We start from the raw sequence: 15,314 nt of genomic DNA, 5'->3' as shown, positions 1-15,314 counted from the left end.
TTTCAGCTTTCGTCTGGCACAATAGACACAATCTTTGGAGCCTTCACAATCACTTTGCGCGGAGCTTTACCACCCAAGCGATCAGCTACAGCTTCCAACGCAAGCTTTTCTAGCTCTTCGGCCTCAATATTCGGGTCAACTTCGAGCTTTGCGCGAACTTTGCCCTTAATTTGCACAACAGCTGTAACAGTATCTGCACCAATGTAGCGAGAATCTGCAACAGGCCAATTTGCGTGAGCAATCGACTTAGTATGCCCAAGCTTGCTCCACATTTCTTCGCAAATATGCGGAGCAATCGGAGAAAGCATAAGAACAAGCGGCTCAACTGCTGTGCGAGGCACGCTAGGCAAAGATGTTAAGTGGTTATTTAACACAATCAGCTTAGCGATTGCAGTGTTTGGTCGCATTGCTTCCATCTCTACAGTCACTTGCGCAATCGTGTTATTAACAAGCTTTAGTGTCTTTTCGTCGAGCGCATCTTCTGTTACTACGCAAGCGCCTGTTTCTTCGTTAACAACGTTACGCCACAAGCGCTGCAAGAATCGCATGCCTCCAACAACGTTACGCGTATTCCATGGGCGAGATTCAGAAAGAGGACCCATACTCATCTCGTACAAGCGGAACGTATCTGCACCGTAATTTTCGTACATATAGTCTGGAGTCACAATATTCTTTAGACTCTTGCCCATCTTTCCAAACTCGCGATTCACGCTCTCGCCGTGCCACGTAAATGTTGGCTCTCCAGCGCCGTTATTAGCGCCTTCTTCAACTTCGTCTGCTGGAACGTACTGTCCACGCTCATCCGTGTAAGCGTAAGCTTGAATCATGCCCTGGTTAAATAGGCGATGGAACGGCTCAGCAGAATCCACGTAGCCCAAGTCATAAAGCGCTTTATGCCAGAATCTCGAGTAAAGCAAGTGCAAAACTGCGTGCTCTACGCCACCAACGTAAAGGTCAACGCCGCCAGAAACATGCTCTTTGCCTGGACGGTTCGTGCCCATCCAATAGTCATATTCGTCGCTGTCAACCATGTGCTCTGCGTCATTCGGATCCAAGTAGCGCATGTAGTACCAGCATGAACCAGCCCAGTTTGGCATAGTGTTTGTATCTCGATAGTAGGTTTTTACACCGTCACCAAGATCAAGCTGAACTTTAACCCAATCGTCGTTTCTGCTTAATGGCGCTTCTGGCTCCGAGTTTGCGTCGTTCGGAGCATAAGTCTTTGGTTGATAGTCTGGAACATCTGGCAAAGCAATCGGAAGCTCACTATCTGGAACTAAGTAAGCAACACCGTCCTCGTCATAAACGATTGGGAAAGGCTCTCCCCAGTAGCGCTGCCTAGAGAACAGCCAATCGCGAAGTCTGTAAGAAACTCTGCCAACGCCTACGCCTGCTGATTCAAGCCAAGTCGTCACTTTTTTAATAGCTTCATCTACGCGCAAACCGTTAATAGACAAGGCGTCGCCAAGCTTATGAGTATGCTCCACAGAAGAATTGATAACAATTCCGTCATGAGAAACAAATGGAGCTTTGCCATCATAATCTTCTAACTTTTCGTCAGAATCAGGCAAAGGCTTAACCGTATAAATTACTGGCAAGCCGAAAGCTTTAGCAAAATCATAATCGCGCTGATCGCCGCCTGGAACTGCCATAATTGCGCCCGTTCCATAACCCATAAGAACATAATCTGCAACAAACAGTGGAAGTTTTGCACCAGTTACAGGATTAATCGCGTAAAGACCAGTAAACAAGCCTGTTTTAGCCCCAGCATCTTCCGTGCGATCTTTAGCAGTCTTCGCGCGAGCTTGAGCCTGATACTCTGCCAAACCTTCCTTAAGATTTGCGTAGCCGCCCTTCCAACTTTCTGGAACATCCGCACTCCACGCTTCTGGAATGTGCTCAAGAATTGGATGATCTACAGAAACAACAGCAAAAGTAGTGCCAAAAAGCGTGTCTGGACGAGTTGTGTACACTTCCAAATCGCGAGTTTCGCCGTCCGAACATGGCACTTCAAAATGCACGGATGCACCGTGAGATTCGCCAATCCAGTTTCGCTGCATAAGCTTAACTTTTTCTGGCCAATCAATAGTGTTCAAATCTTCAACCAAACGATGCGCATAAGCTGTAATTCGCATAGACCATTGACGAAGATTGCGCTGGAACACTGGGAAGTTTCCACGCTCAGATTTACCTTCTGCAGTAACTTCCTCGTTTGCAAGCACAGTTCCCAATCCTGGGCACCAATTTACAGGAGATTTAGAAATGTAAGCAATACGGAAGTCATTCAAAACGTCTGCTTGTTCTACTTTGCTAAGCTCTTCCCACTTTTTGCCTGCAAAACCAGGAATTTCGCGCTTTGCGCTCTTAAACTCATCAACAAGCTCACAAATTGGACGAGCAGAACCCTTTCCTCCATCTTTTCTTACAAAATCAGGGTTATACCAAGCGTCGTAAAGCTTTGAGAAAATCCATTGTGTCCAACGAACGTAGTTTGTATCAATAGTTGCAAAAGACCTACGATCATCAAAACTCAATCCCATACGATGCAACTGCCTGCGCATATTCGCAATATTTGCCTCGGTAGTAATGCGAGGATGCTGACCAGTTTGCACAGCGTACTGTTCTGCAGGAAGTCCAAAAGCGTCGTAGCCCATAGCATGCAAAACGTTCTCGCCCTTCATGCGGTGATATCGGCTTACAACGTCTGTTGCTAAATATCCAAGAGGATGCCCAACGTGCAAGCCCTTTCCAGAAGGATACGGGAACATGTCCATTGCAAAGAAAGAAGGGCGGCCTTCAGCATTCCTGCCTTCACCATCCCTTAAATTACCCTTAACATTAGCAGCCCAGAATGTGCCTTGCTCATCCCAGGTTTTTTGCCAGCGCTGCTCAATATCTTGTGCGAGTTGCGCATTATAGCGAAAAGCTGGCTCAGCGATTGTAGCTTTATTGTCAGCTGTTGAATATTGTTGATCGTTGTCTTCCATAAACAAGCACTATAGCGACTCATATCGTCAATTTGCAACACTTTTTACAACTTTTAAGCATATTTTATTGTGTTTTTTGAAAGTTTTAATGCACAATTCACAAAATACTATTATTTAGCGTTTTTTATAAAAATCATTACTACAATTGTTTTAAGAGTTTAACATAAGAATTTACTAGAAATAATATGATTTAACGAGGTTAGTTATGAAGGTATCAAAGAACACGCTTTTATTAATCGCATGCCTTGTATGGGGATTTGCTGGATTTAACATTCTTAAGATTGGTGTTAATGCATACTCAAACTTTTTAACTCCTATTAACTTCACTTTATCTTTAGCTGTTTTTGTAATATTCCAAGTGTTTATTTTTGGAAAACTTGTTAAAAAGCATGTGTCTAGAATCAACGCTTACAAAGAAAACAAGCAATTTTTCCTTAAATTCTTTGACGTTAAATCTTTTATAATCATGGCTTTTATGATGACTTTTGGAATTGTTCTTCGTGCAACAAATATAGCTCCAGAACGCTTTATTGCCGTGTTTTATACGGGATTAGGCTCTGCATTAGCCTTAGCAGGATTGCTTTTTGGATATCATTTTGCTAAAACTGCATGTCCGCGTTACAAAAACACTCATACTATGCAATAGCGCTTACAAACACTTGTAACGACATCAACATTACTAAGGAATATTTGACTATCACTCTACGTAAGGAAGTTACTATGAACCATGTTATGAAACGTTATATTAATACGTCTTTGTTGTATGCTGTCCTCGCCATGATTGGCGGCGTCTTTTATCGCGAATTTACAAAATTTAATGCTTTCCATGCAAAAACTGTGCTTGCTGTAGTTCATACACACTACTTTATGCTTGGCATGGTTGTTTTTCTGTTACTCATACTATTTGAGAAAAACTTCAGTTTTAGTAACGAAAAAACTACAAGAATCCTAATAACTTATCATATTGGACTCAACCTAACAGCAGTAATGATGATTACTCGTGGAATTGCACAAGTAATGCGTCTACATCTCAGTCCATCTATAGATTTTTCCATAACTGGTTTAGCAGGAATAGGACACATCCTACTTGGCGTAAGTATTGTACTAATCTTATTGCAAATTAAACGCAGCATCGCTCATTGTGCTAATACTTCATTAGAATAGTGATGATAGGAATAATTTAGTTTATTCATAAAATATTTATTAAGTGTGTAACTATAAGCCGCATATGCTACTACATTAAGAAGGTTGCTATGAGTAATAACGTGTATAAAAAGAGCAGATCATACGCACCAGAACGATTCTTTGAATGCGAAGGTCGTGGACTTAATTGGCTTCGAGAAGCTTACGACTATGGCGGGCCTAAAGTAGCTAAAGTTTTTGATTGGGGAAAAGACTACTTAAACATTGAACGCATTGAAACTACAAGCCCTACTCCTTTAGCATCGTTTGAATTTGGAGCATCTTTGGCGCATATGCACGATTTCGGTGCGAAATATTTTGGGGAGCCACCTGCAGATTATGATGGCACATGCTATTTTGGACCATTAAGCGACCCTGTAAAAATGGATTGTGGCACTTGGAGTAATGCTATTGACTATTTAGCAGAAGGCAGGCTCTTGCCAATGGTAAATCTTGGCATTTCTAGAGGAAGTCTTACAAAAAGCGATTTAGATCTTACAAATAAAGTTATTGACGCTCTGCCTGATTTGCTTGGAAAAGCTGCAGAAGATAAGCCAGCTCGCGTTCATGGAGACTTGTGGAGCGGAAACGTGCTTTGGACTAAAAGCGAAGACGGAGAACACACAGAAGCTGTTTTAATTGATCCTGCAGCTCATGGCGGCCATCGCGAAGAAGATTTATCAATGCTTCACTTATTCGGAATCAGCTATTTTAAGCAGATTCTAGACGGCTACCAGTCTGTTCATCAGCTAAAATCTGGTTTTGAAAATCGCATGACAATTTGGCAACTCTACCCTATTGCTGGTCATTGTGTTTTCTTTGGTGGAGGCTACGTTAGCGAATATCGAGACATGTGCTTGGATTTGCTTAATCGCTAAATTTGCATTAGATAATTTAATAGAAACTAACACATAAGTAAGCTAATAGATAAATAAGTACAAAACTAAAATTTACGAAAGGTTTTAACTATGATTCGCACGCATAAGCATATTTTGCGCAAAACTATTGCTGTTATAGCAGCTAGCACAATGCTTCTTGCGATTTGCGCATGCGGATCGAGCAATGCAAAAAACGCATCGCCTAGCGCAAAGCCTCAAGTGAATCACGGCAACGTTATAGTTTTTACGCCTTCTGATGGTCTAAATTTAAGTAGAAAAACTCCATTAAGTACATGGGATAATCTTGTTCCAGAAATAGTAAAATCGTTAAAAAAGCAAGGATTTTCCAGCAACTCAATCGCAACTAAGTCTTCTAACAGCTTGTACAATCAAAGTCAAGATATTCAAGATTATGTTGTAAACACTATTACGTCACTAAATTCTAAAAACAGCGCTAAAAATACTAAAAGTAAAAGCGCAAAAACAAATGTTAAGAATCTTCAAGATAGCGCAAAAAAGCAGCTTTCAAAAACGACTATTGTTGTTGCTCCTTGGACTAATAAAAACGGACACAACAATTATGGAGATTATGTAACTCAACCAGATTCAAATAGTGATCAATTAAATGACGATGATTTAAAGAATCAAGAAGAAGTAGAAAATAGACTTTCTAACGCTTTAGAGCTTGCTAAAAAAGCTGGAATGCATGTTGTTATGCTTTCTAGACTAAGTAGGGGTTTTAAGCCAGACATTCTATTTGATCTTTCTTCTGCACAAAGAATTGGAGAGGTTCAAGCCTATACTCTTGTACAAAAATTGGCTCTAAATCAAGCATCTAAAGATAATCCAAAAAGTGTGGAAGTGCTTTTGCCTTGCCATAATCAAAAGCAAAATATTCATTTTCATGTTGGAATAAACAAACGCACAATAAACTCCGAAGATTCTTTGTATAAAACTCCAGAGTTTGATGACGAATTTTCCAAACTTGCATTTGAAGGAATCTGGAAGGTTCTAAAGCCATATTTTGAATCTGGACTAATGTTTTCTCCTTCTGGAAAGCTTAACAAGAATTCCACTGCAAACGATTGGAAAAACGTTGCTATAGACGCAGATAATTCCGATTCTGTTAAAGCAGAACTTGAATTTAGACTTATTGAAAAAAATAGTTCTAAATCAACTCCAACAAAACACGTAGATGGAATTATTGCGTTAGAAGATCAAGTTGCTATGCAAACAGAAAGCGCTTTAGAAGAGCTTGGATATAAGGGCAGCTCTGCAGACATTAATCCTTCGTTTACTCTTCCAGACATTATTGGAAACTTTATTGGAAAACGTAATTTAAGCAAAAAACGCGTACCTTTGCCATCTAATGTAAAAAATAATAAGCTCAAAAAACAAAAAGTAAACAAAAAAAGTAACAAAAATAAAAACACACAAGATAGCAATCAAAGTAGCATCCAAGATAGTCAAAGTGAATATGCAAACACTATTGTAAACGATTCAAAATGGCCTGTTATTACAGGCTACGGAGCATACAAAGACGCTTTACCTAATCTTGTAAACGGAAAGCAATGGATGACTTCTATAGAAAACATCCAAAAGATTTCTAGCGATGTTGCAAAACAGTGTAACTCGTTAAACACTACTGGAAAGATTACGCAACTAGAAGACGTGACCATTTTTGTAAACAATAGTGATTCGCAAAAAGGTGTACCAGTTGCAAGTGAAGCTATTCTTGCAATCAGCGCAACTAATCTTAAAGCGCTTTTAATAGACCCAGGCTATGTGACTCTTGCAGACGCTGGGCTTTAATCGCTTTACTCCATTGCATTACACTAACGCCTTACACTAGGCAGCTTAAGCTTATGCACTAGCTTGCACACTATTAGTAGAGATTATTTCGATTATCTTTTGACTCTTGGAGCATAAATCTTATTTTCAATAAGATCTTTATAACGCTCTAAAACAACGCTTCTTTTTGCTTTAAGGCTTGGAGTAACCAATCCATTTTCTTGCGTAAACGCGTCTGGAACAATCTCAAACTTTCTAATCGATTGTGCTCTAGAAACCTTAGAATTTGCTTTTACAACACTTTGCTCAATTTCGGATCTTACAATTGAATTTTTTCGAGCTTCATCCAGCGAGCGCACAGGTCCTGCCCCTCTAGATATAAGCCACGAGTTTACTTCTGCCAAATCAAGCGCAATAATTGCCGATATAAACGGCTTTCTGTCTCCTACAACAACGCATTGAGAAACGATTGGGCAAGTCATAACAGAAGCTTCTAGAATGCTTGGAGAAACGTTTTTACCGCCAGCAGTTATTATTAAATCTTTTTTACGGCCTGTAATCCTAACAAATCCATCTGGTTCTAGCGTGCCAAAATCTCCCGTGTGCAGCCAACCATTTACTATTTGCTTTTCTGTTATTTCTGGATGATTATGGTATCCTATGCAAACAGCAGGGCTTTTAATGCAAAGTTCACCTTCATCATCTATTGCAACAGACACACCTTTAACTGGAATACCTACTGTTCCAATTCTGTATCCCTTTGTAGGGTTTACCATTGATGGCGCGCATGTTTCTGTCATTCCGTAGCCTTCCAGGATTGGAAGCCCAATTCCGTTAAAGAAGTGAGATATAGACGTGTCTAAAGGAGCACCGCCAGAAACACCGTATTCAACGCATCCTCCAAAAACTTGCAAAATCGACTTATATACAGTGTTTTTAAAGAATTCGTGACTTATTGCAATCAATGGCGAAACCATTGCACCATTTTGCTGTGCCTTTGACCATTGTTTAGCAACTTTTACGCTTAACGCAAATATAACGCCTTTTAATCCTCTTCCTGCTTTTTGAGAAGCCGCATTGTAGATTTTTTCAAATATTCTAGGAACACCAAGCACGAATGTTGGCCTAAAGCTTTTGAAGTCACTAAGTATTGTTTTTAGATTGCTAGATAATCCAAGCGTAACGTTTCCAGTAAAGCAAAAGAATTGCATATATCGTGCAAAAACGTGTGCTAGAGGAAGGAACAGCAAAAGTCGTGGATTACCATTCTTACTTTTTAACGCTATATCTGGCATAGAAACTATTCCAGACTTTGCTATAAAAACAAAGTTTCCGTGCGAAAGCTCAATGCCTTTTGGCTCTCCAGTAGATCCAGAAGTATAAACAATTGTTGCTAAATCTTTACCTCTAACAGCTTTTTCTCTCTCGTAAAATTCTGCATCCGTAACGGTTTTTCCGTATTCAATAAACGTGTCGATTGCGTTTGAACTCAATACGAATATTTCTTCAAGACATTTACACGACTTTTTTGCAATCAATACATTATCTCTAATTGCTTCGTCTTCAACAAAAATCATGCTCACATTGGAATCGTTAACAATGTTTTCTATTTGACTCACAGAGCTTGTTTCGTAGATTGGAACAGTTAAAGCTCCAATAGACATTATTGCCATATCTAGCAAAGTCCACTGCCAAGAAGTATGAGCAATTATAGATATTGAATCCCCTGGCATAACACCGTGTGCTATAAACCCTTTTGCAACAGATATAACTAAATCTCTAAACTCTTTAGCGCTGTAGGATTCCCATTTTCCATTTTCGCCAAGATACTCAATTAAGGATCCGTTTGCATTGCGCTCTACGCGATTTTCAAGAAGCGAAAAAACATTTGCGTCGTAATCAATCTTCTCATTAAGATTGCGAGAATACTTTTGCATAGCCGCTCCTTAAATTGCGCATATTATTTAAGCAATGATTCTCAATATTTTACTCAAGAATCTATACACACTATACGATACGTATTTTACTATTTTTCTTTTAAGTCTTCTTTTGGCTTTAACACTATTTTTTGTTTTTGAACCATCTGTTTTGGGTTTGCGTACGTTCTGTTTCTTCGTTTTAATCCCCATTGAACGCAAAGATTATCGCAATGATCCGACCCAACTGTTACATATGCAAAATTCTGACCCTTTTTAACAATTGACCCAACAGGTAAATCCGTATATGCAGGCTCAAATGTAGATGTTAAAACACCATGACTTATTGTTACAACAGATTTTCCAGCAACCAGCCCCGCAAAGGCGATTATTCCATCTTGTGGCGCTCGTAACTCATCGCCTTCTTTGGCTTGCAAATCAACACCTCTGTGGCCTGCAAGCCAAGGTTTACTCGGAGCATCAAAATCCTTAATAATATTTGCTTCTTTTACTGGATATATCATCCTTGACTTGCAATATTCCTCCTTAGAATCCTCACTCATACTTGTAGCTAAAACATGTTTTTTAGAATTATTTTTACAAATATTCGCGTATTTCTTGTACGCATCTTGCTGATTAGCTTGAATGTACTCATATTCAATGCTTTTGCTAATACTCGTATTTTCTATAACACGAATTAGTGTAATAAATGCAATCAAAGCAAAAAACGCTATTATGTATACAAAAATTATCTTATGTTTCAAAACATATTTTTTTATTCTATTAATTTTTTTGATGATTTTTTGCATCATTTTTTTATAAATGACTTTCATCTTAAATATTTTCCACATATTTTCTCTCCTTTGAATTTCACACTAAAAGTGGCGTATTTTAAGGGTTTTTGCTAATTTCATTTACGTTCTTAAAAGTTTTTCATACGATTCTTTTTTAGTAAAGATTTTTTAAGCAATGTGGTTAAAGGCTATAAAACCTTGATATTTCAACATTTAACAATTTTCGACACGCCCAAATGCACATATATTTGCATATTGCAAAATTCCGTGTAATATAAATGTCTTGTGCACGGCACAAAGCCAAGCATGGAAGATATTCCTGCGTAGCTCAGTTGGCAGAGCGTTCGACTGTTAATCGAATGGTCGCTGGTTCAAGCCCAGCCGCAGGAGCAAAATAAACCACCAGTTCGTCTGGTGGTTTTTTGTTTTAGAAAAATTTTAGATACATCAAATCTAAGTCAAACTCTCGGGTTATAGGCCAAAAACCTATAAGTTGCAATGCGTTAACGTACTTGCTTTGGCGTAAACTGTAAAGGTCGTTTGCATAAAGCAAATCTTGGCAAATATTGATAAACAGAGGATAAATATGTTAGAAAACATCTCCAAAGTCATGAATAATGGCAATAAAAAGAAGATGATAGTTCTTATAACTGGCGTTGTAGTACTTGCGCTAGTTCTTTGCATAGGCGCAATATTCTGGAGCGTTCAGCATAATGCTCGCGTAAAAGAGGCTCGTAAAGCTTGCGAAGTTCAAGTTGCGCAAGTAACTAAAGCAAACAAATCTTGGAACAAACTTATTAAAAATTCTCTACTTGTGTCTTTTGCTAAAGAAGATTCCGAAAACGGCAAACTACTAAATAAGCTTATGAAGTTGCGCATTCCAGAAACAGTTGTGTGCAACGCAAATTCACCAGAAGCTTTAGGCGCGCAAAATGCTCAAGCTATTGCAGCAGCGCAATGGTATTCCGATAACGCTCAACGAATTCGCAGCATCACTTCTATTATGATTGATAAAGCTGCAGGCGACGAGTCTACTCAAGAAGACAAAAAGAAGGAAGAAGAAAGCCAAAAGCAATTGCAAGAGCTTACTGCTCCTGTTATTAGAAAAGCACCTAGAGTACAACGCAGGCCAAGACTTACCATTCCTAACATTCCTCCAGATCCTGTAGAAACAGCAAAGAAAAAAGCTCAAGAAGATGCTGCTGCAAAAGAAGCAATTAGAGAAGCAGAAAAGAAGAAGGCTGAAGCTGCAAAGAAGGCAGCTGAAAAGAGAGCAGCTGAAAAGAGAAAAGAAGAATTAGAGCAAATGAGAAAAGAGATTAGAGAAGCTGAAAAGAAGGCTGCAGAAAAGAAGGCAGAAGAAGAGAAAAAGAAGAAGGAAGAGGAAGAGAAAAAGAAGAAAGAGCAGCAAACTCCTCCGCCTGTTCCTTCTACGCCTCAAACTCCTTCTGCGCCATCTGCTGGTGGTTCTGGATCAGGATCAGGAACGCCTGGAACAGTAAATACTGGTGGAGCTACGGGCGGTAGCACTACAACTCCGCAACCACCAATACCACAAACTCCAGCCTCAAACACACCAGCTGGTAACGGCGGCGGCACAGGCAACACAAATAATGGCGGCAACCACTAACATCTCTGTTAATCAATAAAAAATGCGCTCAGCAAATCACTGAGCGCATTTTTTATATTCTAATCACTTTGTTAAATCAACTTGATCTAACGGAATAACCTTAGTGTGATACTTAATCTTGTATCCAACATAAAGCACAATGAACAGCGGAACAGACATATAAGTTATGCCAATCGCTTGCCAATTAAGCGTGTGGAACGATTCAAGATCTTGACCAACAATAACCAAAATGCACAATACAAGAGCCACAATAGGACCGAATGGATACCACTTAGCTTTATAAACAAGATCGTCCAAAGACTTTCCTTGAGCAATATACGCCTTGCGGAACCTGTAGTGCGCAGCTGCGATTCCTGCCCACGCAATAAATCCAGTCAAACCACTTGCAGCAACTAAGAACATGTAAATTTGCGTTCCAAAAATACTCATCAAGAATGTTAAAAGAGCTACAACAAACGTTGCAACCAAAGATTGCATTGGAACACCTCTTCTATCTACGTTTCCAAACATCTTTGGAGCGTGATTATCTTTTGCAAGAGCGTAAAGCATTCTAGTAGAAGCGTACATTCCAGAGTTTGCTGCCGAAATAACAGATGTAAGCACAACAGCGTTCATAATTGTTGCTGCAACTGCCAATCCTGCGCGCTGGAATACAAGAGTGAATGGGCTTATAGAAATATCGCTAGCTTCCGATCCAAGCAAACTTGGGCTTGTGTATGGAATAATGCATGCGATTACAAAGATTGCAAGAATGTAGAACAAAACAATACGCCAGAACACTTGCTTTACAGCCTTTGGAATGCTCTTATCTGGTGTTGCAGATTCTCCTGCTGTAATACCAATAAGCTCTGTTCCCTGGAAAGAGAAGCCTGCAATAGCAAACGCGCCTAAAACAGCTGGGATTCCGCCAGCAAATGGAGCATTCTTATGCGTAAAGTTGCTTAGCAATGGCGCTTTTCCACCTAAAATGCCAACAATCGTAAGCAAACCAATAGCAAGGAATATAATAACGGTTACAACTTTAATAATCGAAAGCCAATACTCGGTTTCTCCAAAGCACTTAACAGTAAGAATATTAATCAAAAGAATAATAACAAGAACTGTTAGGGAGAATACCCATATTGGCACCTTAGGAAGCCAATATTGCAAAACGATTGCTGCAGTGCTTATATCTACAGCAACTGTAATTGCCCAGTTAAACCAGTAATTCCAGCCCATTGCAAATCCTAAAGCTGGATCAATAAACTTTCCAGAATAAGATGCAAAAGATCCACTAATTGGCATATAAGTTGCCATCTCGCCAAGAGATGTCATAAGAAAATAAACCATAATGCCGATTGCAGCATACGCTAAAAGCGCTCCCCCTGGGCCTGCCATGTGGATTGTTGCACCGCTAGCTACAAATAAGCCCGTTCCAATGCTTCCACCCAAAGCAATCATGGAAATGTGGCGTGTTTTTAGACCGCGATGAACGGTTTGAGATTCTGTAGTTGATGAACTGTTGTTACTCATTGTTTCCTCCTTTTGACAATATTCAAACAGAGGCAAACAGGCAACAATATGCATGTCGATAGCACTCCGCAGCAAATTGCCAAAATTGCTGCGACAGTCCTTGGCCTATTTAGCCAAGTCCCAGCTTGTAAGCTAGAAAGAATAACCTACAAACTTCGGCGCTCTCCCCTTTTGCAAATCACTTAACGCCTCTTTCTGGCTAATGATTGCTACTCTTGTTGAGCGCGACCTCTGGTCGATGTGTTTTATTATTAAGATAGGCAAAGACAAACTCTAGACACTAACCGATATTTATTCAGATTAGACTAGATTTTCTAGTTATTTTGATTATTTTTTTCTGTATTTTTTATGGATTTATCGGAAATTTTACGACTATATGCATTATGTCTGCGATATTTATTTATTTTTATTGGCGATTTGCGATTCATTGCGCCAAAAAGCGTTAAATCAAACTTTACAGACATTAATCGCATCGCAACTACTAGCACAACAATAAGAGTATCTAAAATCATCTCTGTAATAACATCAAAACACCCTGCACGTTGCGCTTTTACAACAAATACTGTTAAAACACACCCAACTGCAGCAGGAAGCGCATACCAATGCTTATCTCGAACAATTACAGGAACTTGATTCAAAACCATATCTCGAATTAATCCACCACCAAGCGCCGTGGCCATACCTAAAAACACAGACGCCATTCCAGACATGTGAAAATCCAGCCCCTTAGCAGTGCCATTTACAGCAAAAAGACCCAATGCTAAAGCATCCAGAGTTAACATAAACCACTTCCACTCATCAATTTCTAGATGAGCAAAAGCAACAATAACACCAGAAGCCAGTCCAGTAAAAACAAATCCCCTATCCGCAATTCCTACAGGAGGCAAAGCGCCAAGCAAAACGTCTCTAACAATTCCACCACCCAATGCTGTAAGCCAAGACGTTGTAATTATTGCAAAAATATCGTAGTTCTTGCGAATAGCCCACATTCCGCCAACCATTCCACAACAACCCACAGCTATGTATTCAACAACAAGGAAGAAAACGTTGTCACCTAATGCCCCTTCCACAATACTTCCTTTCCATGCGCTAAACACTCAAAACAAAATCTAACCAACAATTAACCTATATCTAACCAAGCATACAATTAGCGCGCCACTTGTTATAAACATAAAATGTTATAAACATACAATGACGCGCTAAATAAAATATATTAACGTTTTTTACGACTAATTTTGAACGATTTCAATTCTTAACTAGTCGCACACCTTCCACATCCAGTTGTGAGTGTCTTCAACATCTCCAAGCTGAATTCCAAGAAGCTCATCGCGAAGCTCTTGCGTAAGGGCTCCAACGCCACCATCTGCAACCTTAAGATCGAACTCTTCCGACTTAAACCTGCCGATTGGAGTAATGATTGCAGCAGTTCCACAAGCAAGAACTTCCGTAACTTCTCCAGAGCGAATGTCGTCAAGCAAGCCTTTAAGAGGAATCATAGTTTCAACAACATCATGACCCTTCTCTTTTGCAAGTTGAATAATAGAACGGCGAGTAACGCCTGGAAGAATGCTACCAGTCAAAGATGGAGTTTCCAAATGACCATCCTTGTGGAGCGCAAACATGTTCATGCCGCCAAGCTCTTCCAAATAAGTCTTAGTTGCAGCATCCACAAAGCAAACCTGCTCACATCCGTGCTCAATACCCTTATATTCGCCAAGCAAAGAAGCAGCATAATTTCCGCCACACTTAGCAAAACCAGTTCCACCAGGACCAGTACGGAACCATTGATCTTCTACCCAAATGCTAACAGGCTTTAAGCCACCCTTAAAGTATGGGCCAGAAGGAGAAGCAATTACGCAATACTCAACCTCGTGAGCTTCGCGAACACCAAGGAAAGGCTCGGAAGCAAACATGAACGGACGCATATAAAGCGTGTATTCGCGCCTGCTTGGAACCCAATCTTTATCTCGCTTAACTAAAGCTGCAACCGACCCAATAAAATCGTCAATAGAAAGATCTGGCAAATACAAACGCTTAGCAGAATTTTGGAATCGCGCAGCATTAATATCTGGGCGGAAAAGCCAAACAGAACCATCGGAACGCTTATAAGCCTTTAAGCCTTCAAAGCATTCTTGCGCGTAATGAAGAACAGATGCGCCTGGATCCATTTTCAACGGACCGTAAGGCTCAACACGCCTATCGGACCAGCCTTCTCCCTTGGTCCAAGACATATGAACCATATTGTCGGAGAAAATCTGACCAAATGCTGGCTTATCAATAAGTTCGTTGCGCTTAGCACTAGAAACTGGATTATCGTTAGGCAAAACGGTAAAGTTGCCAGCTAATTTGTTTAACAGAGCAGGATCGCTATGATCGTAAGAACCGTAGGCATCCTTAAACTCTGGAGCGACTTCTAAATCGGCCATTATGTCTCTTTTCCTATTTGCAATTACTGTATTTGTGATTGCTTTATAATTAATGCATTGCAATTGCTTTTAATGCAATTAATGGTATAGATTAGTACGATTCTCAATTAACGCAAGCCCGTATACAAATATTTTTTATAGAAAAACAAGCATTTAGGCTAAAGATTTACGATTTGCAACAAAGAATTAACATAATAT

General features: G+C 39.8%; 11 protein-coding genes, 1 tRNA gene and 1 riboswitch. Of the genes, 6 read left to right on the top strand and 6 right to left on the bottom strand.

The window, feature by feature from the left end; all coding sequences use genetic code 11:
* Positions 1-2: 2 nt before the first annotated feature.
* Positions 3-2,987 (bottom strand): leucine--tRNA ligase, encoded by a 2,985-nt coding sequence (gene leuS / locus D0T20_RS03340; protein ID WP_116438386.1) that lies wholly within the window; start codon positions 2,985-2,987, stop codon positions 3-5.
* Between the two features lie 205 nt (positions 2,988-3,192).
* Here leuS and D0T20_RS03330 point away from each other — a divergent pair, with 205 nt between their 5' ends.
* From D0T20_RS03330 to D0T20_RS03315, 4 genes are all read left to right on the top strand, one after another.
* On the top strand, positions 3,193-3,633 hold the full coding sequence (locus tag D0T20_RS03330; RefSeq protein WP_016635415.1) for a hypothetical protein: 441 nt from the start codon (positions 3,193-3,195) through the stop codon (positions 3,631-3,633).
* Between the two features lie 74 nt (positions 3,634-3,707).
* Positions 3,708-4,151 (top strand): DUF2871 domain-containing protein, encoded by a 444-nt coding sequence (locus tag D0T20_RS03325; protein WP_080649342.1) that lies wholly within the window; start codon positions 3,708-3,710, stop codon positions 4,149-4,151.
* Positions 4,152-4,240: 89 nt separating this feature from the next.
* The gene (locus D0T20_RS03320; protein ID WP_116438385.1) at positions 4,241-5,047 is read left to right on the top strand and encodes a fructosamine kinase family protein; all 807 of its coding nucleotides are present in this window, start codon (positions 4,241-4,243) and stop codon (positions 5,045-5,047) included.
* 90 nt (positions 5,048-5,137) lie between these two features.
* On the top strand, positions 5,138-6,859 hold the full coding sequence (locus D0T20_RS03315; protein WP_116438384.1) for a type 1 periplasmic-binding domain-containing protein: 1,722 nt from the start codon (positions 5,138-5,140) through the stop codon (positions 6,857-6,859).
* A 92-nt stretch (positions 6,860-6,951) separates the two neighbouring features.
* Here D0T20_RS03315 and D0T20_RS03310 read toward each other — a convergent pair whose 3' ends face one another.
* Both D0T20_RS03310 and D0T20_RS03305 read right to left on the bottom strand, forming a co-directional pair.
* Complete coding sequence (locus D0T20_RS03310; RefSeq protein WP_016635411.1) at positions 6,952-8,775, bottom strand: AMP-dependent synthetase/ligase; 1,824 nt, start codon at positions 8,773-8,775, stop codon at positions 6,952-6,954.
* A gap of 89 nt (positions 8,776-8,864) precedes the next feature.
* The gene (locus tag D0T20_RS03305) at positions 8,865-9,605 is read right to left on the bottom strand and encodes a M23 family metallopeptidase (RefSeq protein WP_116438383.1); all 741 of its coding nucleotides are present in this window, start codon (positions 9,603-9,605) and stop codon (positions 8,865-8,867) included.
* Between the two features lie 260 nt (positions 9,606-9,865).
* Here D0T20_RS03305 and D0T20_RS03300 point away from each other — a divergent pair.
* Together D0T20_RS03300 and D0T20_RS03295 are read left to right on the top strand one after the other, a co-directional pair.
* Positions 9,866-9,938 (top strand) — tRNA-Asn (locus D0T20_RS03300).
* 196 nt (positions 9,939-10,134) lie between these two features.
* Complete coding sequence (locus D0T20_RS03295) at positions 10,135-11,178, top strand: hypothetical protein (RefSeq protein ID WP_116438382.1); 1,044 nt, start codon at positions 10,135-10,137, stop codon at positions 11,176-11,178.
* Between the two features lie 63 nt (positions 11,179-11,241).
* Here D0T20_RS03295 and D0T20_RS03290 read toward each other — a convergent pair whose 3' ends face one another.
* The 3 genes from D0T20_RS03290 to D0T20_RS03280 all read right to left on the bottom strand — a co-directional run bounded on the left by D0T20_RS03290 (position 11,242) and on the right by D0T20_RS03280 (position 15,116).
* Entirely contained in the window at positions 11,242-12,690 is a 1,449-nt protein-coding gene (locus D0T20_RS03290) for an amino acid permease (protein WP_032812801.1), read from the bottom strand.
* 51 nt (positions 12,691-12,741) lie between these two features.
* Positions 12,742-12,933: riboswitch (Lysine riboswitch) on the bottom strand.
* A gap of 71 nt (positions 12,934-13,004) precedes the next feature.
* Positions 13,005-13,760, bottom strand: a complete 756-nt coding sequence (locus D0T20_RS03285) for a trimeric intracellular cation channel family protein (RefSeq protein ID WP_116285788.1) — start codon at positions 13,758-13,760, stop codon at positions 13,005-13,007.
* A gap of 186 nt (positions 13,761-13,946) precedes the next feature.
* The gene (locus tag D0T20_RS03280) at positions 13,947-15,116 is read right to left on the bottom strand and encodes a branched-chain amino acid aminotransferase (protein WP_016829565.1); all 1,170 of its coding nucleotides are present in this window, start codon (positions 15,114-15,116) and stop codon (positions 13,947-13,949) included.
* Positions 15,117-15,314 lie beyond the last annotated feature (198 nt).

Origin of the sequence: Gardnerella piotii (assembly GCF_003397585.1) — a bacterium.
GTDB lineage: Bacteria > Actinomycetota > Actinomycetes > Actinomycetales > Bifidobacteriaceae > Bifidobacterium > Bifidobacterium piotii.
The sequence above is the reverse complement of the archived record's forward strand: the minus strand, read 5'-3'. Positions and strand labels throughout refer to the sequence as shown.

Coding starts and splice junctions, on each gene's coding strand:
- D0T20_RS03295 (WP_116438382.1), top strand. CDS start 10,135: ATGTTAGAAAACATCTCCAAAGTCATGAATAATGGCAATAAAAAGAAG.
- D0T20_RS03320 (WP_116438385.1), top strand. CDS start 4,241: ATGAGTAATAACGTGTATAAAAAGAGCAGATCATACGCACCAGAACGA.
- D0T20_RS03325 (WP_080649342.1), top strand. CDS start 3,708: ATGAACCATGTTATGAAACGTTATATTAATACGTCTTTGTTGTATGCT.
- D0T20_RS03330 (WP_016635415.1), top strand. CDS start 3,193: ATGAAGGTATCAAAGAACACGCTTTTATTAATCGCATGCCTTGTATGG.
- D0T20_RS03305 (WP_116438383.1), bottom strand. CDS start 9,605: ATGTGGAAAATATTTAAGATGAAAGTCATTTATAAAAAAATGATGCAA.
- D0T20_RS03315 (WP_116438384.1), top strand. CDS start 5,138: ATGATTCGCACGCATAAGCATATTTTGCGCAAAACTATTGCTGTTATA.
- D0T20_RS03280 (WP_016829565.1), bottom strand. CDS start 15,116: ATGGCCGATTTAGAAGTCGCTCCAGAGTTTAAGGATGCCTACGGTTCT.
- D0T20_RS03310 (WP_016635411.1), bottom strand. CDS start 8,775: ATGCAAAAGTATTCTCGCAATCTTAATGAGAAGATTGATTACGACGCA.
- leuS (WP_116438386.1), bottom strand. CDS start 2,987: ATGGAAGACAACGATCAACAATATTCAACAGCTGACAATAAAGCTACA.
- D0T20_RS03290 (WP_032812801.1), bottom strand. CDS start 12,690: ATGAGTAACAACAGTTCATCAACTACAGAATCTCAAACCGTTCATCGC.